19 protein-coding genes and 8 tRNA genes are annotated in these 25,977 nt (G+C 63.3%); 15 read left to right on the top strand and 12 right to left on the bottom strand.

The window, feature by feature from the left end:
* Positions 1 to 18 precede the first annotated feature (18 nt).
* Positions 19 to 2,415, bottom strand: a complete 2,397-nt coding sequence (rnr, locus tag BLR71_RS03975) for a ribonuclease R (RefSeq protein WP_092523327.1) — start codon at positions 2,413 to 2,415, stop codon at positions 19 to 21.
* A gap of 235 nt (positions 2,416 to 2,650) precedes the next feature.
* On the opposite strand from rnr, the gene BLR71_RS03970 reads away from it, so the two are divergent.
* The 4 genes from BLR71_RS03970 (at position 2,651) to BLR71_RS03955 (ending at position 3,233) form a co-directional block, all read left to right on the top strand.
* A tRNA-Leu gene (locus tag BLR71_RS03970) sits at positions 2,651 to 2,737 on the top strand.
* A gap of 120 nt (positions 2,738 to 2,857) precedes the next feature.
* Positions 2,858 to 2,944: transfer RNA gene (locus tag BLR71_RS03965), tRNA-Leu, on the top strand.
* Between the two features lie 62 nt (positions 2,945 to 3,006).
* Positions 3,007 to 3,093 (top strand) — tRNA-Leu (locus tag BLR71_RS03960).
* Positions 3,094 to 3,146: 53 nt separating this feature from the next.
* Positions 3,147 to 3,233 (top strand) — tRNA-Leu (locus BLR71_RS03955).
* Positions 3,234 to 3,423: 190 nt separating this feature from the next.
* On the opposite strand, the gene BLR71_RS03950 is transcribed toward BLR71_RS03955, so the two are convergent.
* Positions 3,424 to 4,281, bottom strand: a complete 858-nt coding sequence (locus tag BLR71_RS03950; protein ID WP_175491607.1) for a DNA/RNA non-specific endonuclease — start codon at positions 4,279 to 4,281, stop codon at positions 3,424 to 3,426.
* A gap of 401 nt (positions 4,282 to 4,682) precedes the next feature.
* Between BLR71_RS03950 and BLR71_RS03945 the strand changes: the two genes are divergently transcribed.
* Positions 4,683 to 4,994, top strand: a complete 312-nt coding sequence (locus BLR71_RS03945) for a high-potential iron-sulfur protein (RefSeq protein WP_092523325.1) — start codon at positions 4,683 to 4,685, stop codon at positions 4,992 to 4,994.
* A gap of 291 nt (positions 4,995 to 5,285) precedes the next feature.
* Here BLR71_RS03945 and BLR71_RS03940 read toward each other — a convergent pair whose 3' ends face one another.
* From BLR71_RS03940 to BLR71_RS03895, 10 genes are all read right to left on the bottom strand, one after another.
* Positions 5,286 to 6,836, bottom strand: a complete 1,551-nt coding sequence (locus BLR71_RS03940) for a SpoVR family protein (protein WP_092523323.1) — start codon at positions 6,834 to 6,836, stop codon at positions 5,286 to 5,288.
* An 18-nt stretch (positions 6,837 to 6,854) separates the two neighbouring features.
* Positions 6,855 to 8,138, bottom strand: a complete 1,284-nt coding sequence (locus BLR71_RS03935) for a YeaH/YhbH family protein (protein WP_092523321.1) — start codon at positions 8,136 to 8,138, stop codon at positions 6,855 to 6,857.
* A gap of 113 nt (positions 8,139 to 8,251) precedes the next feature.
* Entirely contained in the window at positions 8,252 to 10,174 is a 1,923-nt protein-coding gene (locus tag BLR71_RS03930) for a PrkA family serine protein kinase (protein ID WP_092523319.1), read from the bottom strand.
* Between the two features lie 269 nt (positions 10,175 to 10,443).
* Positions 10,444 to 11,493 (bottom strand): threonine aldolase family protein, encoded by a 1,050-nt coding sequence (locus BLR71_RS03925; RefSeq protein ID WP_092523317.1) that lies wholly within the window; start codon positions 11,491 to 11,493, stop codon positions 10,444 to 10,446.
* Positions 11,494 to 11,655: 162 nt separating this feature from the next.
* Positions 11,656 to 13,692 carry an NADPH-dependent 2,4-dienoyl-CoA reductase gene (locus tag BLR71_RS03920; RefSeq protein WP_245696329.1) on the bottom strand — a complete coding sequence of 679 codons (2,037 nt, stop codon included), beginning with the start codon at positions 13,690 to 13,692 and terminating at the stop codon, positions 11,656 to 11,658.
* Between the two features lie 259 nt (positions 13,693 to 13,951).
* Positions 13,952 to 14,028 (bottom strand) — tRNA-Asp (locus BLR71_RS03915).
* A gap of 3 nt (positions 14,029 to 14,031) precedes the next feature.
* Positions 14,032 to 14,108 (bottom strand) — tRNA-Val (locus tag BLR71_RS03910).
* 36 nt (positions 14,109 to 14,144) lie between these two features.
* Positions 14,145 to 14,221, bottom strand: a tRNA-Asp gene (locus BLR71_RS03905).
* 39 nt (positions 14,222 to 14,260) lie between these two features.
* A tRNA-Val gene (locus BLR71_RS03900) sits at positions 14,261 to 14,336 on the bottom strand.
* 285 nt (positions 14,337 to 14,621) lie between these two features.
* Complete coding sequence (locus BLR71_RS03895; RefSeq protein ID WP_092523313.1) at positions 14,622 to 15,371, bottom strand: alpha/beta family hydrolase; 750 nt, start codon at positions 15,369 to 15,371, stop codon at positions 14,622 to 14,624.
* 185 nt (positions 15,372 to 15,556) lie between these two features.
* On the opposite strand from BLR71_RS03895, the gene ccoN reads away from it, so the two are divergent.
* The 10 genes from ccoN (at position 15,557) to hemN (ending at position 25,893) form a co-directional block, all read left to right on the top strand.
* Positions 15,557 to 16,981 carry a cytochrome-c oxidase, cbb3-type subunit I gene (gene ccoN / locus BLR71_RS03890; RefSeq protein WP_092523311.1) on the top strand — a complete coding sequence of 475 codons (1,425 nt, stop codon included), beginning with the start codon at positions 15,557 to 15,559 and terminating at the stop codon, positions 16,979 to 16,981.
* A 15-nt stretch (positions 16,982 to 16,996) separates the two neighbouring features.
* Positions 16,997 to 17,605 carry a cytochrome-c oxidase, cbb3-type subunit II gene (gene ccoO, locus BLR71_RS03885; RefSeq protein ID WP_092523309.1) on the top strand — a complete coding sequence of 203 codons (609 nt, stop codon included), beginning with the start codon at positions 16,997 to 16,999 and terminating at the stop codon, positions 17,603 to 17,605.
* A gap of 2 nt (positions 17,606 to 17,607) precedes the next feature.
* The gene (locus BLR71_RS03880; RefSeq protein ID WP_092523307.1) at positions 17,608 to 17,823 is read left to right on the top strand and encodes a cbb3-type cytochrome oxidase subunit 3; all 216 of its coding nucleotides are present in this window, start codon (positions 17,608 to 17,610) and stop codon (positions 17,821 to 17,823) included.
* Positions 17,820 to 18,743: a cytochrome-c oxidase, cbb3-type subunit III gene (gene ccoP, locus BLR71_RS03875; protein WP_092523305.1), complete on the top strand. Its 924-nt coding sequence runs from the start codon at positions 17,820 to 17,822 to the stop codon at positions 18,741 to 18,743. Before BLR71_RS03880 ends, ccoP begins: the two co-directional genes overlap by 4 nt.
* 125 nt (positions 18,744 to 18,868) lie before the next feature.
* Positions 18,869 to 20,311, top strand: coding sequence for a cytochrome c oxidase accessory protein CcoG (gene ccoG / locus BLR71_RS03870; RefSeq protein ID WP_245696328.1), 1,443 nt, complete (start codon positions 18,869 to 18,871; stop codon positions 20,309 to 20,311).
* Entirely contained in the window at positions 20,308 to 20,832 is a 525-nt protein-coding gene (locus BLR71_RS03865; protein WP_092523301.1) for a FixH family protein, read from the top strand. Before ccoG ends, BLR71_RS03865 begins: the two co-directional genes overlap by 4 nt.
* Before the next feature lie 70 nt (positions 20,833 to 20,902).
* Positions 20,903 to 23,386, top strand: coding sequence for a heavy metal translocating P-type ATPase (locus tag BLR71_RS03860; protein WP_092523299.1), 2,484 nt, complete (start codon positions 20,903 to 20,905; stop codon positions 23,384 to 23,386).
* A complete protein-coding gene (gene ccoS / locus BLR71_RS18065) occupies positions 23,383 to 23,697 on the top strand; it encodes a cbb3-type cytochrome oxidase assembly protein CcoS (protein ID WP_092523296.1) in 315 nt (104 codons plus the stop codon). Before BLR71_RS03860 ends, ccoS begins: the two co-directional genes overlap by 4 nt.
* Positions 23,694 to 24,386, top strand: a complete 693-nt coding sequence (locus BLR71_RS03850; protein ID WP_092523294.1) for a sulfite exporter TauE/SafE family protein — start codon at positions 23,694 to 23,696, stop codon at positions 24,384 to 24,386. The genes ccoS and BLR71_RS03850 overlap by 4 nt, the downstream gene beginning before the upstream one ends.
* Positions 24,387 to 24,489: 103 nt before the next feature.
* Entirely contained in the window at positions 24,490 to 25,893 is a 1,404-nt protein-coding gene (gene hemN / locus BLR71_RS03845) for an oxygen-independent coproporphyrinogen III oxidase (protein ID WP_092523292.1), read from the top strand.
* The last annotated feature ends 84 nt before the right edge of the window (positions 25,894 to 25,977 follow it).

Here is a 25,977-nt window from a genome sequence, read left to right as displayed (position 1 = left end):
CCGGCGTTGCGCCCTTATTTAGCGCTTGGCGCCGCCGCCCCGCGGCTTGCGCGGCCCGCGGCGACGACCCGACTTGGGCTTGTCGCCCTTGGGCTTTTCAGACGGCGACTTGTCGCTGCCGGCCTGTGGCTCGGTGCCTGGCTTGCGACGCGGCGCACGCTTTTGACGCGGTTTGTCGTCGACCAGATCGAAGTCGATCTTGCGGTCGTCGAGATCGACTCTTGCGACCTGAACGGTGACGCCGTCGCCCAGCCGGTAGCTGACGCCGGAGCGTTCGCCCTTGAGGCGATGCTTCTCGGCCTCGTAGTGGTAGTAGTCGGAAGGCAGCGAGGTAACGTGTACCAAGCCTTCGACATAGACATCGTCGAGGCGCACGAAGATACCGAACTGGGTCACCGAGGCGATGGTGCCTTCGAAGACATCGCCGACCTTGTCGGACATGAACTCGCACTTGAGCCAGTCTTCCACGTCGCGGGTGGCGTCGTCGGCGCGCCGCTCGGTCATCGAGCAATGCTCACCGAAGTGCACCATCTGCTCGAAGGAGTACGGCGCCCAACGGCTGGGCGGCTCGACCGAAGCCCCCTCGGCACGCAGCACGGTTGAGGTCTGGCGCGGCCCACGGATCACCGAGCGAATGGCGCGGTGGACCAGCAGATCCGGATAGCGACGGATCGGCGAGGTAAAGTGCGCATAGGCCGGATAGGCCAGGCCGAAGTGCCCTTCGTTCTGGGGCGAATACACGGCCTGGTTCATCGAACGCAGCATCACGGTCTGGATGATATCGGCATCCGGGCGGTCCTTGATGACCTCGCGCAGCGCCTGATAGTCCTGCGGTGTCGGCTCGTCGCCGCCACCCAGGGAAAGCCCCAGCTCGTTGAGGAACAGACGCAGGCGATCCAGACGCTCGGGCGTCGGCGGCTGGTGAATGCGATACAGCGCCGGCAGATCGTGCTTGTCGAGGAAGCGTGCGGTGGCGACGTTGGCCGCCAGCATGCATTCTTCGACGATCTTGTGGGCGTCGTTGCGCGAGCGCGGCACGATGGAGTCGATCTTGCGCTCGTCGTTGAAGAGGATCGCCGTCTCGGTGGTCTCGAAGTCGATGGCACCGCGCTCGCTGCGCGCGGTGCGCAGCAGCTTGTAGAGCTGATGCAGCTGCTCGATCGACGGCACCAGGGAGGCGTACTCCTCACGCAGCGCCTTACCCTCGGGGCTGTCCGGCTCCTGCAGCATCTTGCCGACCTTGTTATAGGTCAGGCGCGCATGGGACTGGAAGACCGCCTCGTAGAAGCGATAGCGGCTGATCGCACCAGTCTTGGAGATGTTCATCTCGCAGACCAGGGCCAGCCGGTCGACCGCCGGATTCAGCGAGCACAGGCCGTTGGAGAGCAGCTCGGGCAGCATCGGCACGACCTGGCCCGGGAAGTACACCGAGTTGCCGCGCACCAGCGCCTCTTGGTCCAGGGCACTGCCCGGCCGCACATAATGCGAGACGTCGGCGATGGCGACGATCAGCTTCCAGCTACCCGACTTGGTCTGGTAGGCGCAGATGGCGTCGTCGAAGTCCTTGGCGCTTTCATCATCGATGGTCACCAGCGGCAGGTGACGCAGGTCGATGCGCTTCGCCTTGTCGTCTTCGGCCACCTCGGCGGACATCGAGGCGATCTGCTCGTCCACCGCCGGCGGGAACTGATCGGGAATGTCGTAGCTGCGAATGGCGATGCCGATCTCCATGCCCGGATCCATGCGCTCGCCAAGCACCTCGATGACCTCGCCCACCGGCTGTTTGCGGGTCTCGGGCTGCTGGACGATCCGCGCCGAGACGACCTGGCCGTCCTGAGCGCCACCGCTGGCGCTGTGGGGAATCAGCACTTCCTGAGAGATGCGGCTGTTCTCGGGAATCAGCACCGCGAACTCGTCGTTGTTCTGACGATAGATCCCCACCACGGTCTGGGTGTTGCGGGCGATGACTTCGGCGATGGTTGCCTCGTCACGGCCACGGCGGTCACGGCCGCTGACGCGCACCAAGACATGATCGCCGTGGAAGACACGGCGCATCTGGCGTGGCGGCAATACCAGGTCGGGCTTTTTACCGTCGTCGCGGAGGATGAAGCCGAAGCCGTCGCGGTGCCCAAGCACCTTGCCCTTGATCAGATCGAGCTTATCGATCAGCGCGTAGGCGCCGCGGCGGTTGCGCAGCACCTGGCCGTCGCGCTCCATGGCGGCCAGACGGCGGCGCACGGCCTCCTGCTGGTCGTCGTCCTCGAGGCCCAGCATCCGACTCATGTTCTCGTGAGTCAGGGGCTTGCCGGCCTCTTCGAGGCGGCGCAGGAGGTATTCGCGGCTGGGTACCGGATTATCGTACTTGTGGGCTTCACGTTCCGCTTGGGGATCGTCGCTGAGCGTCCACTGAGTCATACGCAAGGCGTCCTTGATAAGGGAAAAACGATGCACCACGGACGTGAGGCAAGAATTCGTGTGTTCATTAACATCGCGCCAGTATAGCGTCGCAGCGAGCCCGACCCAACCATAACCGTGACGGCGTCTCAAGCATTCTGCGAACGGATCCTGATTGGCCGCGCAGAAAAATCTTTCTGGCGCCCCGGCCCACGTCTTGCATTGCCAAATGAAATCGGTATTATACCGCCCACTTGCCCGGGTGGCGGAATTGGTAGACGCGCTAGCTTCAGGTGCTAGTGTCCGTATGGACGTGGAGGTTCAAGTCCTCTCCCGGGCACCATCGATGATCTTAAGGCTCAGGCCCGGTCATCACGGGATGAAGATCCCACCGGCAGTAACCGCAGTTTGCAGTACCGGTAAGACCCGTTGATCACTCAACGGCACAATATGGCTTGTGTTCGCCCAGGTGGCGGAATTGGTAGACGCGCTAGCTTCAGGTGCTAGTGTCCTTATGGACGTGGAGGTTCAAGTCCTCTCCTGGGCACCATCCTGATCCCTCTTGACTAGGATCTCGATGCCCAGACACGCGAACACCGGCCAGCATGATGCGCCCGGGTGGCGGAATTGGTAGACGCGCTAGCTTCAGGTGCTAGTGTCCGTATGGACGTGGAGGTTCAAGTCCTCTCCCGGGCACCAATTCGCATCATGTAGTAACACCTTCCCGAAACGCCGGTCCCGGCGAACCCGCTGCCCAGATGGCGGAATTGGTAGACGCGCTAGCTTCAGGTGCTAGTGTCCTTACGGACGTGGAGGTTCAAGTCCTCTTCTGGGCACCATTGTATTATCCCCTTTAGCTGTATCTCGCTGTCCTCGCAACGGTCTGTTTGCGCTTCGCTTGTGTCATCCCGTTTTGGCTACCCCGCCGCCTTTGCAACACGCCCTACCCCTTGGTCGTCATCTCTCGCTCGATATCGCCTATAGGCTGCGTATTGGCACGCCTACACCTTGCATGCGCCCAGACAATGCTTACTGAAAGCGCCCGGGACGCCGCGCCACGGCCTGCAGCGCCCAGCCACGCTGGTTGATGCCGCCCTCGAGGCGCGTCTCTGCTGCCGGAGGCAGGTTCGGGAAGAAGTCCAGGCCGGTGCGGGCCTCTATCTCATCGACGCTGACCAGGAAGCGATCCAGCGGTTCATTGCCGCTGACCTCCTGGGGCATGATGAAGGCCAGCACGCGAGGCGTATCGGACGGCACGACCAGAATCTTGTAAAACGCCTCCGGCACCTGGGTGAAACCCACCCGACGAAAGACACCATCGAGAAAGTCTTGGGGATAGATGGGCCCGGTAATCACCTGCAGGGTGCCGAAGCGCGGTACGAAATCATCCATCACCACCTCTTCCAGCCGCTGCCAGAGCTGGCGGTTGAGGCGCGGCCGTTGGGGCGACATATTGCTCATCAAAAAGGTCTGGCGCTGAGCCTCGCGACCATAAACGCTGGCAATGGCATAATTGGGGGCCAGGTGGCCACGATCATAGCCACTGCCGCGATAGCTATCGGTACTCACCGGCCACAGGGTTCGCCAGTCACGCTGAAAATCGGGACGCTCGCCGATTCGCGATGACCCGGCATCATTCAACCAATAGCTGACCCATAGCGGATTGACCCTCAGGTCGGACCAGCCCACCAGATAACCATCGTTGCGCAGCACGCGATGCAGGCTCAGTGGCGTAGGGGACTCCCAGGTCGTGACGCCCATCCAGCTCAGGCTGTCGCGATATTCGGCCTCCTGGCTATACCAAAGCCCTGTACCCACCGCCACGAACAGCCCCGCGATCAGCAGGCGGCGTAGCCCGGCACGCCCCATCGACAACAAGATCCCCATTCACGCCCCCGGCTGTGGTTTCCGCATCAGCGGCGCAGTATACCAGCGCCACCCGATGCGCACAGGCAGACCAGGGTGACCAAGTGGCGACCCAGGGACAGGATCGAACACCGCGGATTCCCTGCTTACAGCGTCATGCACTAAACTAGTCGTGATCGAACTGAACGGGACGCCCTGCGGCGTTGCTGATCGACACGATAGCGAGACCGTTCGGCGATGAGGTGCAATAGTTGTCAGGTGCCCCACCAGCAAGGCACCGGAAGAAGCAAGAGGCAGGAAGCGAGGCAAGGCAGCCTCGCCTGAACCAGAGGCGGCCCGAGCCGCCCCTATGACCGTGAAGCGGGTCCCGCCCCTGGCAAGGCATCCAAGGACCCGGAAAAGACCTACCCCAAGGAGATACCATGGCTAATCAGAGTCGTCGCGACTTCATGCGTAACAGCCTGCTGGGCCTTGCCGCCCTGCCACTGGGCGCAGGCATTCTGTCACGCCAGGCCCTGGCTCAGGACCTCCCGCCCCTGGACCCGGAAAACCCGCAAGCAAAGGCACTGAACTACGTCACCCAAGCAAGCGATGCCAGCGACCATCCGGCCTACGCCGATGGCGAGAAGTGTTCCAACTGCATGTTCTATAACGCCGACACCCAGGGCTGTCAGCTGTTCCCGCAAAACAGTGTGGCAGCGGGCGGCTGGTGCCAATCCTGGACCGCTGCCTAAGGCCCTGACGCCGGTGAAACCGGCTGGCCGTCAACCATAGCGTCAAAGCACGACGACAAGACCCGCCAGTTGGCGGGTCTTGTCGGTTCAGTAGCAGCGCCATGCCGGCTCACGCCCATCCTGATGTGTCGATGCCGGCCTTCCTCACCCTCACCACAGCCGTTTCTCGACCGGGGCTGATCCGGTGCTTTCTCTCGTCGTCGCTTGGAGGGTACCTCGAGCATTCGCCCGCCTCTTCGCTCTTAACTCTTCATCCTTATCTCTTAGCTTCTATCTCTTTGTTCTCGCCTCTTACTCCTGTCCGCCCTCGTTGGGCAGCGGCCATTGATAGCGACGCGCCACTTCATCGTCTTCGATCGATTCGAGGCGCACCGTGAAGCCCCATAGCTGGTGCAGGTGACGCATCACCGGATAGACGCTCTTGGCCAACGGCCGACGGCGATCCTGGACGTGACGCAGCGTCAGGGAGCGGTCGCCGCGAATATCGGCGGCATAGATCTGGATATTCGGCTCCCGCACCGACAGCGCGTACTGCACCGACAGCGCCTCGCGCAGGCGTCGGTAGCCACGCTCATCGTGGATCGCCGCCACCGTGAGCATCTCGTCCTGATCGTCGTCGATGACATTGAACAGCTTGAGGTCGCGAATCACCTTGGGCGACAGGAACTGCTGGATAAACGACTCATCCTTGAAGTTGCGCATCGCAAAATGCAGCGTATCGAGCCAGTTGCTACCGGCGATGTCGGGGAACCATTCACGATCCTCGTCGGTTGGCGACTCGCAGATGCGGCGAATATCGGTGAACATCGCAAACCCTAGCGCATAGGGGTTGATGCCGTTGTAGTAGGGGCTATCGAAAGGCTGCTGATGGACCACGGCGGTGTGGGACTGCAGGAATTCGAGGATCAGCCCCTCATCGACCAGCCCCTCGTCGAACATCCGATGCATGAGGGTGTAGTGCCAGAAGGTAGCCCAGCCCTCGTTCATCACCTGCGTCTGGCGCTGCGGATAGAAGTACTGCGCCAGCTTGCGCACGATGCGCACGATCTCCCGCTGCCAGGGCGCCAGCAAGGGGGCGTTCTTCTCGATGAAATACAAAAGGTTCTCCTGAGGCTCGGGCGGATAGCGACCGGCCTGGTGCAGCCCCAGGGGGTCATCGCCATCGTCCTCCGTGATCGCCTCGAGGCCCTGCCCGGACAGGGGAATGGTGCGCCACAGGGTATTCACCTGCGCTTGCAGATATTCCTCACGCTCGGCTTGACGAAGCGCCTCTTCCTCGGCGGAGATGGGCGAAGGGCGCTTGTAACGATCCACGCCGTAGTTCTGCAGTGCATGACAGGCATCCAGCAGTTGCTCGACCGCGGCCACCCCATAGCGCTCTTCACACTCGGCGACGTATTTGCGTGCGAACACCAGGTAATCGATGATCGAGCTGGCATCGGTCCAGGCGCGAAACAGGTAGTTGCCCTTGAAGAAGGAGTTATGCCCATAGCAGGCGTGAGCCATGACCAGCACCTGCATCATCAGGGTGTTCTCTTCCATCAGATAGGCGATGCAGGGGTCGGAGTTGATGACGAGTTCGTAGGCCAGCCCCATCTGGCCGCGGCGATAGGCCTGCTCGACGGACAGGAACTGCTTGCCGAAGGACCAGTGGTGGTAGCCCACCGGCATGCCGACGCTGGCGTAGGCGTCCATCATCTGCTCGGAGGTGATCACCTCGATCTGATTGGGGTAGGTATCGAGGCGGTATTCATCGGCGAGGCGGGCAATCTCACGTTCGAACTCCGCAAGCACCTCGAAATTCCAGTCCGAACCGGTAGCGATGGGGGTCTGTCGGGTCATGCTGCCTCCTGGAGCCGCTCAGGCCTCGACTTTACGAAACAGCTCGCGAAACACCGGGTAGATATCCCCCGGCTCGACAATCTGGCGCATGGCGAAGCGTGAGGGGAAATCCGCCTCGACTGCCTCGTACTCCTCCCACAGCGCCTGGTGGGCGTGGGGCGTGATCTCCACATAGGTGAAATAGGCGAGCTTTTGCATCAGTGACTTGGACAGCACTTCACGGCAGGTCGTCGAATCGTCGTCCCAGTTGTCGCCGTCGGAAGCCTGAGCCACGTAGAGATTCCAGTCGGCGGGTGGGTAACGGTCACTGATGATCTCGTCGACCAGGGTCAGGGCGCTGGAGACGATGGTGCCGCCGGTCTCCCTCGAATAGAAGAACTCCTCCTCGTCGACTTCCTTGGCGGCGGTATGGTGGCGCACGAAGACCAGCTCGACCTTTTCGTAGTTGCGCTCGAGAAACAGGTACAGCAGCAGGAAGAAGCGCTTGGCGATGTCCTTGTGGGATTGGGTCATCGAACCCGAGACGTCCATCACACAGAACATCACCGCCTTGTTGGACGGCGTGGGCTGGTTGACCAGATTGTTGTAGCGAAGGTCATAGGTATCGATGAAGGGCACCGATTCCAGACGCTTCTCTAGCCGCTCGATCTCGGCCTTGAGTTCCTGAATGCGTGAGGGGTTGCGCAGCACCGGGTCCTTGCGCTCCTCCTCCGCCAGGGCATCCATGGACTCACGCAGGGCGCGCCGGATGGGCGCCCGCATGGCGATGCGCCTAGCCTGAGCCTCGCGCATCGAGCGGACGATATTGATCCGCGAGGGCACGCCATCGCGGGTGATGCCGGATCGCACCGGCTTGACCTCTTCGAGATCCATCAGTTGCTTGCGCTCGAGGTGCGGCAGCTCCAGGCCATCGAAAACGAAATCGAGAAACTCATCGCGGGTAAGGCTGAAGGCGAATTCATCCATGCCCTCACCCTGATTGGACGCCCCGCCCTCGCCACTGCCATCTCCTCCGCCACCTCCGCCGCTGGGGCGGCGCAGCCGGTCGCCCTCATCAAACTCGCGGTTGCCGGGACTGACGATGGAGCGATGCCCGCCCTGACCGTGCTGAAAGACCGGCTCGGAGATATCGCGCGTCGGGATCGACACCTTCTCGCCATGCTGCATGTCGGTGATCGAACGCCGATTGACGGCCTCCTCCACCGAACGCTTGATATGAGTGCGATAGCGATCGAGGAAGCGCTGCCGATTGACCGCACTCTTGTGCTTGGCATTGGCCCGTCGATCGATGAAATAGCTCATGCTGCCCTCCCGGCGCATCGCGCCGCTGGCCGGGCCGGTCACCCGGCCCGGCGATGCGCCTCACGGCGCTACCCCGTCCAGCTCTCAGTCGCGCGCGACCGAGAGCTGAGGCATCACTGGGACTTGCGAACGCGCAGGTACCATTCCGACAACAGGCGGACCTGCTTCTCGGTGTAGCCGCGGTCGACCATCCGCGCGACGAAGTCTTCGTGCTTTCTCTGATCCGACTGGGACGCCTTGGCATTGAAGGAGATGACCGGCAGCAGCTCTTCGGTGTTGGCAAACATCTTCTTCTCGATCACGCCGCGAAGCTTCTCGTAGGAGCCCCAGCTGGGGTTCATGCCGTTGTTCTGCGCCCTCGCCCGCAGCACGAAATTGACCACCTCGTGGCGGAAGTCCTTGGGATTGGAGATGCCCGCCGGCTTCTCGATCTTCTCGAGTTCCTCGTTGAGCGACTGGCGATTGAACAGCTCGCCGGTCTCCGGGTCGCGATACTCCTGATCCTGAATCCAGAAGTCCGCATAGGTCACATAGCGATCGAAGATGTTCTGACCGTATTCGGAGTAGGACTCGAGATAGGCGGTCTGAATCTCCTTGCCGATGAAGTCGACGTAGCGCGGCGCCAGGAACTCCTTGATGAAGCGCAGGTAGCGCTCGAAGACTTCCTTGGGCAACTGCTCCTGCTCCAGGCGCTGTTCCAGCACATAAAGCAGATGGACCGGGTTGGCGGCGATCTCATGGGTGTCGAAGTTGAACACCTTGGAGAGAATCTTGAAGGCGAAGCGCGTAGAGAGCCCGTTCATGCCCTCATCGACCCCGGCGCCGTCGCGATACTCCTGAATCGACTTGGCCTTGGGATCGGTATCCTTGAGGTTCTTGCCGTCATACACCCGCATCTTCGAGTAGATGCTGGAGTTTTCGGGCTCCTTGAGCCGCGAGAGCACCGTGAACTGGGCCAGCATGCGCAGCGTATCCGGCGCGCAGGGCGCCTCGGACAGCGACGAGTGCTCGAGCAGTTTCTGATAGATCTTGACCTCTTCGGTCACCCGCAGGCAGTAAGGCACCTTGACCATGTAGACCCGGTCGAGGAAGGCCTCGTTGTTGCGGTTGTTACGGAAGGTCTGCCACTCGCTTTCATTGGAGTGCGCCAGCACCACCCCATCGAAGGGGATCGCTCCCATGCCTTCGGTGGGGTTGTAATTGCCCTCCTGGGTGGCGGTCAGCAGCGGGTGCAGCACCTTGATCGGCGCCTTGAACATCTCCACGAACTCCATCAGGCCCTGGTTGGCCTTACAAAGTCCGCCAGAGAAGCTGTAGGCGTCCGGATCGTCCTGGGAATAGAGCTCGAGCTGGCGAATATCGACCTTACCGACCAGCGAGGAAATATCCTGATTGTTCTCGTCACCCGGCTCGGTCTTGGAGATGGCAATCTGGTTGAGCCGCGACGGAAAGAGGCGCACCACCCGGAACTCCGAGATATCGCCGCCGTACTCCTTGAGGCGCTTGGACGCCCAGGGCGACATCACGCTCTTCAGGCAGCGCCGAGGAATGCCGTACTCCTTCTCGAGCAACTCGCCGTCTTCCTCGGGAGAGAACAGCCCCAGCGGTGACTCGAAGACCGGCGAACCCTTGATGGCATAGAAAGGAATTCGCTCCATCAGCAGTTTCAGGCGCTCGGCCAGGGACGACTTGCCGCCCCCCACCGGGCCCAGCAGGTAGAGGATCTGCTTGCGCTCCTCGAGCCCCTGGGCGGCATGGCGGAAGTAAGCGACGATCTGCTCGATCGCCTCCTCCATGCCGTAGAACTCGGAGAACGCCGGGTAGCGACGGATCACCTTGTTGGAAAAAATGCGGGATAGCCGGGAATCCTTGGCAGTGTCGATCACCTCGGGCTCCCCGATCGCCACCAGCATGCGCTCGGCGGCCGAAGCGTAGGCAGTGGGATCACTACGACAAAGTTCCAGGTACTCCTTGAGACTGAGTTCCTCCTGTTGAACGCGTTCGTAGCGATTCTGGACATGATCGAAGATGCTCATCGAAGCCTCCTTAAGCACGATTCCTCGACGATGACGGGAACTGTCAGTTCGAGGCGGGCACATCTATCAGCGTAGACAGATTCGGTTGCCAGGGGCTTTCTTCGCACTTCAACGCAACGACTATCTGACGCCTCTGATCTATAAGAGCTCAGAAGCGGCAGGATCGTTCGTTGAAAGTCGCCGAGATTTTGAACGCTAGGCGAAAAAGCCGCCAACCGCCAGTGAATGGCGGTCGGCAGCGAGGAGATCGAACAGGCGGGAAAGGCGGCTCAGGCTTGGCTCAGGGCGTCACGCATATCATTGATGAGCGTATCGAGCAGCTCGGTAGTGGTGTTCCAGGAACACACGAAGCGCGCCCCGCCGGCACCGATAAACGTATAGAAGGTCCAGCCGCGCGCCTTGAGTTCCGCAATCGCCGCCGGCGGCAGGCTGACGAAGACACTGTTGGCCTGGGTCGGAAACATCGCTTCAACGCCGGGCAGCCCGATCAAGCCGTCGGCCAGATAACGCGCCATGGCATTGGCGTGTTCGGCGTTGGTGCGCCAGGCGCCGCTCTCTAAAAGCCCCAGCCAGGGGGCGGCAATGAAGCGCATCTTCGAGGCCAACTGGCCGGCCTGCTTGCAGCGATAAGCGAAATCCTCGGACAGCTCACGGTTGAAGAACAAGATCGCTTCACCCATCGCCATGCCGTTCTTGGTGCCCGAAAAACACAGGGCGTCGATGCCGACCTGCCAGGTCAGCTCGGCGGGGCTGACATTCAGTGCGGCACAGGCGTTGGCGAAGCGCGCGCCGTCCATATGCAGCCGCAGGTCGTGCTTGTCGGCCATGGCACGAATCGCCCGCAGCTCATCGAGGCTGTAGAGGGTGCCGACCTCGGTGGCCTGAGTCAGCGAGATCACGCGGGGCTTGGGATAGTGGATATCGCTGCGCTTGGTGACCAGCGCTTCGATGCCCTCTGGCGTCAACTTGCCATGCTCGCCCGGCGAGGTCAGCAGTTTGGCGCCGTTGGAGAAGAATTCCGGCCCACCGCACTCGTCGGTCTCGATATGGGCGAGCTCGTGGCATATCACACTGTGATAGCTGCGCCCCATTGCGGCCAGCGTCAAGGAGTTGGCGGCGGTGCCATTGAAGACGAAGAAGACGTCGCAGTCGTAATCGAAGAGTTCACGGAAGCGGTCGGCCGCCCGTTCGGTCCAGCTGTCGTTGCCATAAGCGAGATCATCGCTACGATTGGCCTCGAGCAGGTATTCCATGGCCTCTGGACAGATCCCGGAGGTGTTGTCACTGGCCAGATAGCGCGGAGTGCAGTCGGGTTCCATCTGAGGTGTCCTTACACACAAGGTTCACGAAGGCGCATTGCGACGGGGTTGATCGCAACGCCCTGGCAGTCGGCGTGGATTGCACGCCTAAACCAGTCTACCACCCTCGTGGAAGGCTGCACCCGCTTGCCCTCATCGCCCATTACACGGCGATTCGCCGTGCTATAAACGCGCCGCCAGCCGTGTGCCCTGGTCGATGGCCCGCTTGGCGTCGAGCTCGGCGGCCTCGTCGGCGCCGCCGATCAGGTGCACCGCCACGCCCGCGGCCTCCAGCGGCGCAAACAGCTCACGTACCGGCTCCTGGCCGACACAGACCACGACGCTGTCGACCTCGAGCAGCCGCGGCTCCCCCGCCACCCGCACATGCAGCCCGGCATCGTCGATAGACAAATACTCGCAGCCGGCCAGCGTCTCGACGCCGCGATGACGCAGCGAGGCCCGGTGCACCCAGCCGGTGCTGGTGCCGAGCCCCTTGCCGGGCTTGCTGGTCTTGCGCTGCAGCAGGGTCACCTGACGCCTTGCCGGTGGCCGCTCAGCCGTGGTCAGCCCTGCGCCCTCGCGGGCCGAGAGATCGACCCCCCACTCCCGACACCAGGCACCGAGCGCTGGAGCGTTCAGCGGCTGTTCCGACGCCTCTTCCCCTCCTGAGTGAGTCAGCAACTCAGCGACATCGAAGCCGATGCCGCCGGCACCGATGATCGCGACCCGCGGGCCGACCCGCTCGGGATAGCGAATCGCCTCGGGGTACTCGATCACCTTGGGATGATCGCTGCCCGGAAGCTCGAGACGACGAGGACGAACACCGCTGGCCAGCACCACCGCCGCGAAGCCCTCGAGGGCCTCCAGACTGGCCTGGGTGTTCAGGCGCACCTCGACGGCGTATTTTTCGAGCATCACCTTGTAGTAGCGCAGCGTCTCGTTGAACTCCTCCTTGCCCGGAATCCGACGCGCGTAGTTGAACTGCCCGCCCACCTCGCTTTCCCGTTCGAAGAGCACCACCCGATGGCCACGGCGAGCGGCGGTCACCGCCGTCGCCAGCCCCGCCGGCCCGGCGCCGACCACGGCGATGTCCTGAGGCGATTCGGCCGGCGTGATCGCAAGCTCGGTCTCGTGACAGGCGCGCGGGTTGACCAGACAGGAGGTCAGCTTGCCCTGAAAGGTGTGATCGAGGCAGGCCTGGTTGCAGGCGATACAGGTGTTGATTGCTTCGCTATGCCCCGCCTGTGCCTTCGCCACCCAGTCGGGGTCGGCGAGAAAGGGTCTCGCCATGGACACCAGATCGGCATGCCCCTCGGCCAGCACTCGCTCCGCGACCTCCGGCATGTTGATGCGGTTGGTGGTGATCAGCGGCACCGTAAGCTCGGCTTTCATGCGCCGCGTCACCTCGGTGAAGGCGGCCCGCGGCACGCTGGTGACGATGGTGGGCACCCGCGCCTCGTGCCAGCCGATGCCGGTATTGATCAGATCCACCCCGGCCTCTTCGAGGGCGCGCCCCAGGGCGACCACTTCCTGCCAACTGCTGCCTTCCTCCACCAGATCCAGCATCGACAGGCGAAAGATGATCAGGAAGTCCGCCCCCATGGCGCCCCGGATGCGGCGCACGATCTCTAGCGGGAAGCGCATGCGGGCGGTGGCGTCGCCGCCCCACTCGTCCTCGCGCTGGTTGGTACGCCGGCACAGAAACTGATTGATCAGATAGCCTTCCGAGCCCATCACCTCGACGCCGTCATAGCCGGCATCGGCGGCCAAGCATGCACAGCGCACGTAGTCCTCGATCTGCTGCTCGACCTCGTCGCTTTTCAGCGCTCGGGGTGTGAAGGCATTGATCGGCGCGCGAATCGCCGAAGGCGCTACCAGCTCGGGCGAATAGGCATAGCGACCGGCATGCAGAATCTGCAGGCAGATGCGCCCGCCCTCGCCGTGCACCGCCTCGGTGACCGGGCGGTGGGCGGCGGCCTCCTGGGCGTCGGTGAGCTTGGCGGCCCCCTGGAAAACCGCGCCTTCCGGGTTGGGGGCGATGCCGCCGGTAACGATCAGACCCACGCCGGCCCGGGAACGCTCCGCGTAGAAGGCCGCCAGCCGGGTGAAGCCGTCGGGGGCTTCCTCGAGGTTGGTGTGCATCGAGCCCATCAGCACACGGTTGGGCAGGGTCAGATTACCCAGCTTCAGCGGCTGGAAGAGATGCGGGTAGGTCGTCACGGCGCGTCCTCGCACGATGGCACGGCTTGGTTTCAAACAACCGTATGACAGACTGACCGAAGCCGCAAGACGGCCAAGGTCGACCATCGACGCCGCGAGCCCTATGACACTGCCATCCGCAAGCGTGGCATCGACTAAGGCGACACTGAGCAGGCCAATAAGGCAGCACGAGAAAATAGCGAGGCGAGAGGAAAAACGCGAGGGCTAAAACGACAAAACCCCAAGCGGCAAGGCTCGGGGTTAATATCGGGTATCGAAATGGCGGACCGGACGGGACTCGAACCCGCGACCTCCGGCGTGACAGGCCGGCATTCTAACCAACTGAACTACCGGTCCGCGTGGTGGGTGATACTGGACTCGAACCAGTGACCCCCAGCATGTGAAGCTGGTGCTCTAACCAGCTGAGCTAATCACCCACATATTCGACAGGCGAGGTGTGCTTGGATGATCGATGGCGGACTGGACGGGACTCGAACCCGCGACCTCCGGCGTGACAGGCCGGCATTCTAACCAACTGAACTACCAGTCCACATTTTTTTCTCTACGCCTCCAGGGCATCTCGAAGAGATGGTGGGTGGTACTGGGCTCGAACCAGTGACCCCCAGCTTGTAAGGCTGGTGCTCTTCCAACTGAGCTAACCACCCTTGGGGACGTGGCGCTGCATTCTACAGGGCAACGGACTAAAGTCAACGCCATCGACGCAAATAATTCGTCAGTGGGCAGCACGAATTTCACAGGGCATTCATCAACTTGCGCCCTTATGGTTCGCAAAGCCGCGCCATGCGCGGGGTTGGGCAATTTCGCGCCCAACCACCCCGCTCTGCGTCCTCGCCAAATTCGTTTATTTCCGCCGGTACGGTTGGCGAGTTCGCGCGAACATCCGCCTTGGTTTCATTTATGCCAACGCATCTATCAATGAGTGTTAGTCCTTATCCCTTGGCACCGGCATTGGCCTGCGCCATACGCGCAGCGATCACCTCGGCCGCCTCGTCAATCAAATCAGCCTGGCTTCGCCCACTGCGCCGAGTCGGCGTCCAGTCATGATCGCCCCCCTCTAGAAAGTGCACCTCGGCATTGGCGGGTAGCGCATAGCCCTCCACTTCCTCACGACGGCCGAAGGGGTCACGGGTCCCTTGCAGCACCAGGGTCGGACAGCGAAGCGACGGCCAATGCGCCAGCCGGGTTCGCTCGGGCTTGCCCGGCGGGTGGAAGGGATAGCCGCACAGCACCAGGCCCTCGCCTCCCTGCATGCGACCCTGTTCGGCGGCCAACAGGCTGGCCACGCGCCCGCCCATCGACTTGCCGCCCAGCCAGGGCGCGGGCAGCCCGGCCTGAAACAAGGTGTCGCACCACCCCGCCAGTTCCTCCACCAGTCTCTCGACCTTAGGCGGCGGTCGCCGGCGCCCTTCCCGTCGCATCTGCTGCATGTAGGCAAACTCGATCGCCAGCACCTGCACTCCGGCCTGCGCCAGCGCCTGGCGCAGTGCGATCAAAAAGCTCGAGTCCTGCCCGGCGCCGGCACCGTGGGTCAACAGCAGCCGACCAAGGCGCGCATCGCCGCTAACCTCGACCGGCCCTCGCTCTGGGAGCCACCAAGTACCGGTCTGCCCCTGGGCGAGTCGTTGCCCTAGTTCAGCCGGTGTTTGCAGCAACTCGCTGGCGTCGATGGGATATGCCACTTACTCTCCTATTAATCGCCAAAAAGTAATAACCAATATGCGTATGAGCGCCTGGTACGCGTGGCGCAGGCGCTGGGCTAGAATCGCCCCCGGACTCTTGATCTGCATCATTATGGCGGCGGCATGCCTCGGGCAAACTCCGGCTTAAGACGTCTCCCCGACACCGCGTTCAACGGGAACCTGACATGAACACAGCATTTGAGCATCCGATCTACAACTACAAGGTGGTTCGGCAGTTCGCGATCATGACGGTGGTATGGGGCATCATCGGCATGCTCCTGGGGGTGATCATTGCCGCGCAGCTGGTCTGGCCGCAGCTCAATCTGGGGCTGCCGTGGACGAGCTTCGGCCGCCTGCGTCCGCTCCACACCAACGCCGTGATCTTCGCTTTCGGCGGCTCGGCGCTGATGGCGACGTCGTATTACGTGGTGCAGCGCACCTGTCAGGTTCGCCTCATCTCCGACAGGCTCGCCGCCTTCACGTTCTGGGGCTGGCAGGCGGTGATCGTGTCGGCGGTCATCACCCTGCCGATGGGCTTCACCACGTCCAAGGAGTATGCCGAGCTCGAGTGGCCGATCAACATTCTGATCGCCGTGGTCTGGATCAGCTATGCCGTCGTCTTCCTCGGCACGATCAAGCAGCGCAAGACCGCGCATATTTACGTGGCCAACTGGTTTTATGCCGCCTTCATCCTGACGGTGGCCGTGCTGCATATCGTCAACAACGCCGCCATTCCGGTCGGGCCCTTCAAATCTTACTCGATCTACCCCGGGGCCGTGGACGCTATGGTGCAGTGGTGGTGGGGCCACAACGCCGTGGGTTTCTTCCTGACCGCAGGCTTCCTGGGCATGATGTACTACTTCGTGCCCAAGCAGGCCGAGCGCCCGATCTACTCCTATCGCCTGTCGATCGTGCACTTCTGGGCGCTGATCACCACCTACATGTGGGCCGGCGCCCACCATCTGCACTATACCGCCCTGCCCGATTGGGCTCAGTCGTTGGGCATGATCATGTCGATCATTCTGTTGGCGCCTTCCTGGGGTGGCATGATCAACGGCATGATGACCCTGTCCGGCGCCTGGCATAAGCTGCGCACCGACCCGACCCTGCGTTTCCTGGTGGTGGCGCTGTCGTTCTACGGCATGTCGACCTTCGAGGGACCGATGATGGCGGTGAAGACCGTCAATGCGCTGTCTCATTACACCGACTGGACCATCGGTCACGTGCACTCCGGGGCGTTGGGCTGGGTGGCCATGATCACCATCGGCTCCATGTATCACCTGATCCCACGGCTTTACGGCGATACCGACATGTACTCGGTAAAACTGATCGCCGTGCATTTCTGGCTCGCGACCATCGGCACCGTGCTCTACATCGCCGCGATGTGGGTCAACGGCATCCTGCAGGGCCTGATGTGGCGAGCGGTCAACGCCGATGGCACCCTGATGTACACCTTCGTTGAAGCCCTCGAGGCCAGCCATCCCGGCTATGTGGTGCGCTGGATCGGCGGCCTGTTCTGGGTCACCGGCATGCTGCTCATGGCCTTGAACGTCTACATGACGATCAAGCGCAGCAGTTCCGAGACCCAGCCGCTTCCTCAGACCGCCTGACAGGGACCCGCAGCGATGAGACACGAGATAGTCGAAAAGAACGTGGGGTTGCTGGCCGTGCTGATCCTGTTGGTGATCAGTTTCGGCGGCTTGGCCGAGATCGTGCCGCTGTTCTTCCAGAAGGAGACGACCCAGCCGGTGGCGGGCCTGGAACCGCTGAGCCCGCTGGAGCTCGAAGGCCGCGATATCTACATTCGCGAGGGCTGTGTCGGCTGCCACTCACAGATGGTGCGCCCCTTCCGCGCCGAGACCGAGCGCTACGGCCACTACAGCGTGGCCGGCGAATTCGTCTACGACCACCCTTTCCTGTGGGGGTCCAAGCGCACCGGCCCGGACCTGGCGCGGGTCGGCGATCGCTACTCGGACGACTGGCATCGAGCGCACCTGTACAACCCGCGTGACGTGGTGCCGGAATCCAAGATGCCCGCCTATCCCTGGCTATTCGACAATATCCTCGACGGCGAGGCCACCGAGACCAAGATGCGCGCCCTGCAAAGCATGGGCGTGCCCTACACCGATGAGCAGATCGACGGTGCCGGCGACCAGGTCCGCGGCGAGCAGGAAATCACCGCGCTGGTCGCCTACTTGCAGCAGTTGGGCACCGTTCTCAAGGGTGCGCGTTGATCATGGACATGGGGACCTTTCGCGGCATCACCACCCTGCTGATCCTTATCGCCTTTCTCGGCATCGTGGCCTGGGCCTACTCGAAGCGGCGCCGCAAGGATTTCGATGAGGCAGCCAATCTGCCCTTCGCCGATGAACAGGACGAGGTGACGGATAGCGACCGTGCCTCGCCCGGCGAGGTCGATGCCCGGCAGGACAAGGGAGACAAGAACACATGAACAACCTATGGGGCGACTCCCTTTCAGGCTTCTGGAGCAGCTGGATCATCGTCATCACGCTGGGCACCATTGCCTTCTGCTGGTGGATCCTGTTTGCCAACCGCAAGACCGACGAGGTGCCGGACGCCGAAGGCAAGGTGGGCACCACCGGCCACCAGGCCGATGGCATCGAGGAATATGACAACCCGCTGCCACGCTGGTGGTTCATGCTGTTCGCCGGCACCATCATTTTCTCGCTCGGCTACCTCGCCCTCTATCCCGGGCTTGGCAACTATGCGGGCCTGCTCGGCTGGACCCAGGAAAACCAGTGGGACAAGGAGGTCGCGCGTGCCGAGGAGCGCTATGCGCCGATCTTCGCTCAGTACAACGAGATAGCAGTGCCGGAACTTGCCAAGGACAGCGAGGCCATGCGCGTCGGCGAGCGCATCTTCCTCAATAACTGCGCGGTCTGCCACGGCTCCAACGCCCAGGGCGGCTACGGCTTCCCCAACCTAACCGACGACGACTGGCTGTACGGCGGCGAGCCGGAGAACATCAAGACCACCCTGCGCCAGGGCCGTAACGGCCTGATGCCCGCCTGGCAACAGCTCGGCGAGACCAACATCGACAATGTGACTCAGTATGTGATGTCGCTCTCCGCTGCCGAGCATGACGCCGATGCCGCCGCCCTTGGCCAGCCGATTTTCGCTGCCTCCTGCGTGGCTTGCCACGGGCCGCAAGCCAAGGGCAATCAGGCGCTGGGCGCACCCAATCTAACCGACGACATCTGGCTGTATCGCCAGCCTGGCCAACCGCTGGGCGACGCCATCCGCCAGACCCTGCGCAATGGCCGCAACGGGCATATGCCCGCTCAGGCACCCTACATCGGCGAAGACAAAGTGCACCTGGTCACCGCTTACGTTTACAGTCTCTCGCACTGAGTCAACGCCCGTCGGGTGCGTCTCGCCGTCGCACCCGGCCGCCTGACTACTAACCGACCGCTACAATAGCGATCTGCCCGATATGCGCCGGGCCTCACAGAACCCCGAGCCGACGCGGTGATGTCATGTCCGACAGGATTCCCACTAAAGACGTAACGACAGACGCAGGCGTCGGCCACCATGACCCGGCTTCTGCGGCGTCCACCGCCATGTATCAGAGCCGGCGTCATATCTACGTGCGCAGTATCAAGGGCAGCTTCCAGCGCCTCAGAAGCGCCTCCAACTGGGTATTGCTGGGCCTTTACTTCGCTCTGCCCTGGATCTCCTGGGGCGGTCACCCTCTGGTCCTGTTCGACCTGCCCGCCCGCCAGTTCCGTATCTTCGGCGGTACCTTCTATCCCCAGGAATTCATGCTGCTCTCCTGGCTGTTGATCATCTGTGCCTTCGGACTCTTCTTCATCACCGTCTTCGCCGGCCGGGTGTGGTGTGGCTATACCTGTCCACAGAGCGTCTGGACCTGGCTCTATATCTGGGCCGAGAAGCTCACCGAAGGCCGTCGCAACCGCCGCATCAAGCTCGACCAAGAGCCCATGAGCCTCGACAAGGCCTGGCGCAAGGGGGCCAAGCACCTGCTGTGGCTCGTCATCGCCCTGGCCACCGGACTGACCTTCGTCGGCTATTTCACGCCGATCCAGGGGCTGGTTGCCGACCTGGCCCGCATGACGCTGGGCGGCTGGTCGCTGTTCTGGATCGGCTTCTTCACGGTATTCACCTACTTGAACGCCGGCTGGCTGCGTGAGCAGGTGTGCATCTACATGTGCCCCTATGCCCGCTTCCAGTCGGTGATGTTCGATCAGGACACCCTGATCGTCTCCTACGACAGCAACCGCGGCGAGCCGCGTGGCGCCCGCAAGAAGCGCCTCAGCCACGAACAAGCGCGCGAGGCCGGCTTCGGTGACTGCATCGACTGCGACCTGTGCGTGCAGGTGTGCCCCACCGGCATCGATATCCGCGACGGCCTGCAATACGAATGCATCAGCTGCGCGGCCTGTATCGATGCCTGCGACAGCGTGATGGACAAGATGGGCTATCCCCGGGGCCTGATCCGCTATACCACCGAACATGCGCTGGAAGGCGGCACCACTCACATTCTGCGTCCCCGGCTGATCGGCTACCTGGCCGCACTGCTGGTGATGATCGGCCTGTTCGCCTGGGCGGTAAGCGACCGTACCAGCCTGGAGTTCGATATCCAGCGAGACCGCAACCAGCTCTACCAGGTGATGCCGGACGGGCGCATCAGCAATGCCTATACGCTGACCATTCGCAACCTGGATGACCGCGAGCACACCTACCGCATCAGCATGCAGGGGCTGCCGGGCATCGAACTGATAGGCAACGAGGCGGTCAGCATTGGCGCGGGCGACAGCCGACTGGTCACCCTGCGTGCCACCGTTGACGCCGATGTCATCGATCAGCCCAGCCACGAGCTCGAGGTGACCGTCGAGGCCAGCGACGACGACATCCGCCAAACGCATGAGACCCGTTTCATCGGACAGATCAGGAGATGACCTTGAACGCTCAGCCGACTAACCCCTGGTACAAGGAGTTCTGGCCCTGGATGATCCTGGCTGTGCTCGGCTCCTCGATCATCGCCGGCACCACCTTTCTGGTGCTGTCGATCACCAGCTACGACGGCATGGTCGAGGACAACTATTACAAGACGGGGCTGGCCATCAATCAGGTAATTGCCCAGGACCACCGTGCGGCTGAATTGGGCATGGCCGCCAGGCTCCGCGTCGATGATATGACCGGCGACGTCAATGTCGATCTCAGCGGCGAGGCCCGCCCCCAGCGACTGCTGCTGACGCTGATCTTTCCCACTCGCGACGATCGCGACCAGCAGTTGATCCTCACGCACGTTCGCGACGGCCACTATGTCGGCCAGGCCCCTAGCCATCTCGAGTATCGCTGGTACCTGCAGCTGGAGCCCGACGTTCAGACCCCCGAATGGCGCCTGCAGGGTGAAGCAACCTTCCCCAGTGCAGAGGCCTTCCGCCTGACGGCGCAAGTGCCCGACGAAAGCCAGTGAGGTCCATGAGCGATACGCGGACTCTTCGCCACCCCCTTCAGCGCACACTTGAGATCAGGCGTGCCGTCTTATGAGTGTCGAGACGGCCTCACAGGGTGTCGATAGTGGCTGCTATCACTGCGGCAGCCCGGTGCCTAAAGGCGCCACCTGGCAGTTAGTGATCGATGAGCGGCCCCGCTCGCTGTGCTGCCCCGGCTGCGAGGCGGTGGCGCAGGCCATCACCGCGAGCGGACTCTCGAGCTACTACCGCTTTCGTACCGAACTGCCCGAAAGGCCCGCGAACGACGCCGGCACCCGCCGCGTCCAGGCCGAGACCTGGCAGGTATTCGACGATCCAGCACTGCAAGGCGAATTCGTGCATGCCGACGGCGATGGCCTGACCGCTACCCTGACGGTAGACGGCATTACCTGCGCGGCCTGCGCCTGGCTGATCGAACACCGCCTGAACGCGCTCGATGGCGTCACCTCAAGCGCGGTGAACCTGAGCCATCACCGGCTAAGCGTTAGCTGGGATCCGGCGCGCCTCAAGCTCTCGGCGCTGCTCGCCGAGCTCGCCGCCATCGGCTATCCCGCCCAGCCCTACGCGCCCGACCAGGCGCAGCAGCAGCTCAAGCATGACGAGCGCATGGGCGTGCGGCGGCTGATCGTCGCCGCGGTGGCGATGATGCAGGTGATGATGTTCTCGGTGCCGATCTACCTGAGCGGCCCCGACGAGATGTCCAGGGACTTTCTGGTGCTCTTCCACTGGCTGTCCTTCGCCCTGGCCACCCCGGTGGTGTTTTTTTCAGCGGCGCCCTTTTTCCACAACGCCCTGCGCGACCTGCGCAACCGGACGCTGGGCATGGACGTGCCAGTCTCGCTGGCGATCGGCGGCGCCTATCTGGCCAGCGGCTACGCGGTGATCGCCGGTCACGGCGAGATCTACTTCGACTCGGTATCGATGTTCACCTTCTTTCTGCTGTTCGGTCGCTATGTGGAGATGCGCGCCCGACGCCGCAGCGGCCACAGCGGCAATGCGCTGGCAGGCGTGCTGCCCGCCTCGGCGACTCGCCTCGAGGCCGACGACAGCGAGCGCGTACTGCCCGCCAACCGTCTGGTAGCCGGGGACCGGGTGCTGGTGCGGCCAGGCCATGGCGTGCCCGCCGACGGCGTGATCGAAGACGGCACCTCGAGCCTGGACGAATCGATGCTCACCGGCGAGTCCCGTCCGGTCATTCGTCGCGTCGGTGACGCCGTTATCGGCGGCAGCCACAACATCGACAGCCCGCTGGTGGTGCGCGTCACCCATGCCGGCGGCGAAGCGCGTGCCTCGGCGATCCTCAATCTCACCGACAGAGCCTTCGCCAAGCGCCCTCGCATCGCCGAACTGGCCAGCCGCTGGGCACACCTCTTCGTAATCCGCCTGCTGGTGGTCAGCCTTTGCGTGGCCATCGCCTGGGCCTTCATCGACCCGTCACGGGCGCTGTGGGTAACGCTCTCGGTGCTGGTGGTGACCTGCCCCTGCGCCCTGGCACTGGCCACGCCCACGGCGCTGACGGCCAGCCACGGCCGACTGCGTCGCCGCGGATTTTTGATCACCCGCGCCCACGCCCTAGAGGGCCTCGCCCAGGCCAAGCGCGTCATCCTCGACAAGACCGGCACCCTGACCACCGGTCAGATGACGCTAGCCGAGACGCGGCCGATCGCCGGGATCGCACCACAGCAGGCTCGCGCCGTTGCCGCGGCCCTCGAGGCGCACTCCGAGCATCCCATCGCGCGGGCCTTCAGCCCTTACCGGGATGTCAGCATCTCCGCCGAGGCCGTCATCAACCGGCCCGGACAAGGGCTGGAAGGCCGCATAGAGGGGCGCCGCTGGCGGATTGGCAAACCGGCTTTCGTCGCCGGCAGCGACACCCCGGCGCCCCCCGATCAAGGCCGGTGGCTGCTGCTCGCCTGCGACGGCAGGCCGAGCGCTTGGTTTGCGCTCAAGGACGATCTGCGCGACGACGCGCCCGCCACCGTGCAAGCGCTAAAGCGCCTGGGGCTCTCGGTCGAGCTGCTCTCCGGCGATCAGAGGGGGTCGGTCGAGGCGCTGGCTCAGCGACTGGGCATCGAGGACTGGCGCGCCGGCGCCAGCCCCGAGGACAAGCTCGCCCATGTCCAGGCCCTGCAGGCACAGGGAGAGTCGGTGGTGATGGTCGGCGATGGCATCAACGATGTGCCGGTGCTGGCCGGCGCCGAGGTGTCGATCGCCATGAACGGCGCCACCGATCTGGCCCGCACCCGTGCCGATGCGGTGCTGCTCAGCCCACATCTATCGCGTATCGTCGAAGCCATCGAGGTCAGCCGCGCTACCCGCCGCATCATTCGCCAGAATCTGGGCTGGGCGCTGTGCTACAACCTGACCGCGCTGCCGCTGGCCGCCTGTGGTTTGATACCGCCCTGGCTTGCCGCCATCGGCATGTCGGCAAGCTCGTTGGTGGTGGTCGGCAACGCCCTGCGGCTGGGCCGCCCACGCCGAAGCGTTCTCAGCGAGGTTACGACACCGCTTAACGCCTCAACAGAGCCCCTATGAGCATTCTCTACCTGCTGATTCCGTTATCTCTGCTCCTGCTATCGCTGGCCGTTTGGGCGTTCTTCTGGGCGGTCAAGAACGACCAGTTCGACGATCTCGAAGGCCCGGCGCATCGCATCCTCTTCGACGATGATGAACAGGACCTCTCGCCGGCCGCCCGTCAGCGCCGCAAACGCGCACAGACGGCCACCGATGATGCCCAACCCGCCCCGCAGGACGCAGAGACCGGCAATGGCACCGAGCGACACGAGAAAGAAAAGCAGGCAGGACAACGCCAGCCAGACCAAGGCCGGGAGGACGGGCCGCGATGAACCCGACCGGTCTCGATCTGCCGCCGCTGGCCGCCGCCTTCGTGTTCGGACTGCTGGGGGGCGCCCACTGTATCGGCATGTGCGGTGGCATCATGAGCGCGCTGAGTTTCGCCGTGCCGCCCAGCATGCGACACCCGCTGAGGCTCACCGGCCTGTTGCTCGGCTATAATCTGGGCCGCATCGGAAGCTACATCGTCGCCGGCGGCTTGGTGGCCGGGCTCGGCACCCTGATCGGCGGGCTGTCCGGCGGTGTGCGCCTGGCGCTGTCGACGCTTTCCGCCGTCATGCTGATTCTGATGGCGCTGTATATCGCCAACTGGTGGAAGGGGCTGCTCAGAGTCGAGGCCCTGGGCCGGCGCCTGTGGCGCCATCTGGAACCGGTTGGTCGACGCCTGATGCCGGTGGTGACCCTGCCTCGAGCCGTGGCCTTGGGGGCCATCTGGGGCTGGCTGCCCTGCGGGCTGGTTTACTCGATGCTGGCCTGGAGCCTGGCCACCGCCGAGCCCCTGGCCGGCGGTGCCCTGATGGCGGCCTTCGGGCTCGGCACCCTGCCCGCCCTGCTGGCCACCGGCCTCGCCGCACGTTCGCTTGGCCAACTGATCCGCCACCCGGCGACACGGACATTGGCGGCGACGCTGATCATCGCGTTTGCACTCTGGCAACTGGCCAACGCCTGGCGGCTGATGTGAGCCTGGCGGCCCAGCATTTCCACGGGAATTGACCTGGCGCAAGAGGCCAGGAGCCTGGCGGCACTAAACTGGGCGCAATTCGCATCCAGTGGAGTATGCAGTGATGTTCAGCCCCCTGCCCGCCCTCCCGTCCACCCAGGCCTGGGATCCGGCACTGCTCAAGCGTTATGACATCAGCGGGCCGCGCTACACGTCCTATCCGACCGCGCCCTCCTTTCACCAGGGGTTCGGCGCCGAGGACTTCGAGGCGGCGCTGGCGCGCAGCAATGCAAGGCCCCGCCCGCTGTCACTTTACGTGCATGTGCCCTTCTGCCGGCGCATCTGCTTCTACTGCGCCTGCAACAAGATTGCCACCAAGAACACCCAGCTCGCCGAACCCTACCTTTCCCGGCTCGACCGAGAGATGGTGCTCACCAGCCGCCAGCTGGACAGGTCCCGTGAGGTGTCCCAGCTGCACTGGGGCGGCGGTACCCCCACCTTCCTGACGCTCGGCCAGATGGGCGACCTGTTCGATCGCCTGGATGCGCGCTTCGGCCTCAGCAACTCGCCCGATCGCGACTATTCCATCGAGATCGACCCTCGGGAAGCTAACGTGCTGACCCTGCGCCATCTTCAGGCGTTGGGCTTCAATCGGCTGAGCCTCGGCGTGCAGGACCTGGACCCCAAGGTTCAGCAGGCCATCAACCGAGTCCAGCCTCGGGTACTGACCGAATCGCTGATCGACGAGGCCCGCCGACTGGGGTTCCGCTCGCTGAATCTCGACCTGATCTATGGCCTGCCGCATCAGACGCCGTCGAGCTTCGCCGCGACCCTTGCCCAGATCATCGACATGGCCCCGCCACGGCTGTCGGTATTCAACTACGCCCACCTGCCCAGCCGGTTCGCCCCGCAGCGTCGCATTCGTGAGGCCGACCTGCCGGACAGTGACGCCAAGCTCGCCATGCTGCAGACAAGCATCGAAATGCTCGAGGAAGCGGGCTATGTGCATATCGGCATGGACCACTTCGCACTGCCCGACGACAGCCTGGCAAGCGCCCAGCGCCTAGGCACCATGACCCGCAATTTCCAGGGCTACTCAACCCACGGCAATAGCGACCTGGTCGGGCTGGGCGTTTCGGCCATCAGCCGGGTGGATGACTGCTATGCGCAGAATCCCACGGCGCTCGCCGACTACGAAGCGGCGCTGGACGCCGGCCGGCTGGCCACCGTCAAGGGCATCCGGCTGAGCCTCGACGACCAACTGCGCCGTCGCGCCATCGAACGGCTGATGTGCGACATGGCGCTCGATCTTGAGGCACTGGGTCACGAGTTCGACCTCGATGCGACGCTGTGGCTCGACGATGCGCTGACCCGCCTAGCCCCCAGCATCGAGGATGGCCTGATCGAAAGACACGGCAGCCGGCTGGTCGTGACGCCGCGCGGGCGTTTGCTGATCCGGCATCTGGCGATGGCCTTCGATGCTCGACTGCCCAAGCAGGCCCAAGAGCGCTATTCGCGCATCCTTTGATCCCAACGCCTGTAGGCTCATGCCTATAACGAAGCAGTGCCGGCCGCGGCGTTCGAGAAGCAAAGAAACTTTGCCTGCTAGGTT

It is taken from the genome of Onishia taeanensis, assembly GCF_900100755.1.
GTDB classification, from domain to species: Bacteria; Pseudomonadota; Gammaproteobacteria; order Pseudomonadales; family Halomonadaceae; genus Onishia; species Onishia taeanensis.
This window is presented reverse-complemented; position numbering and strand designations above follow the sequence as displayed.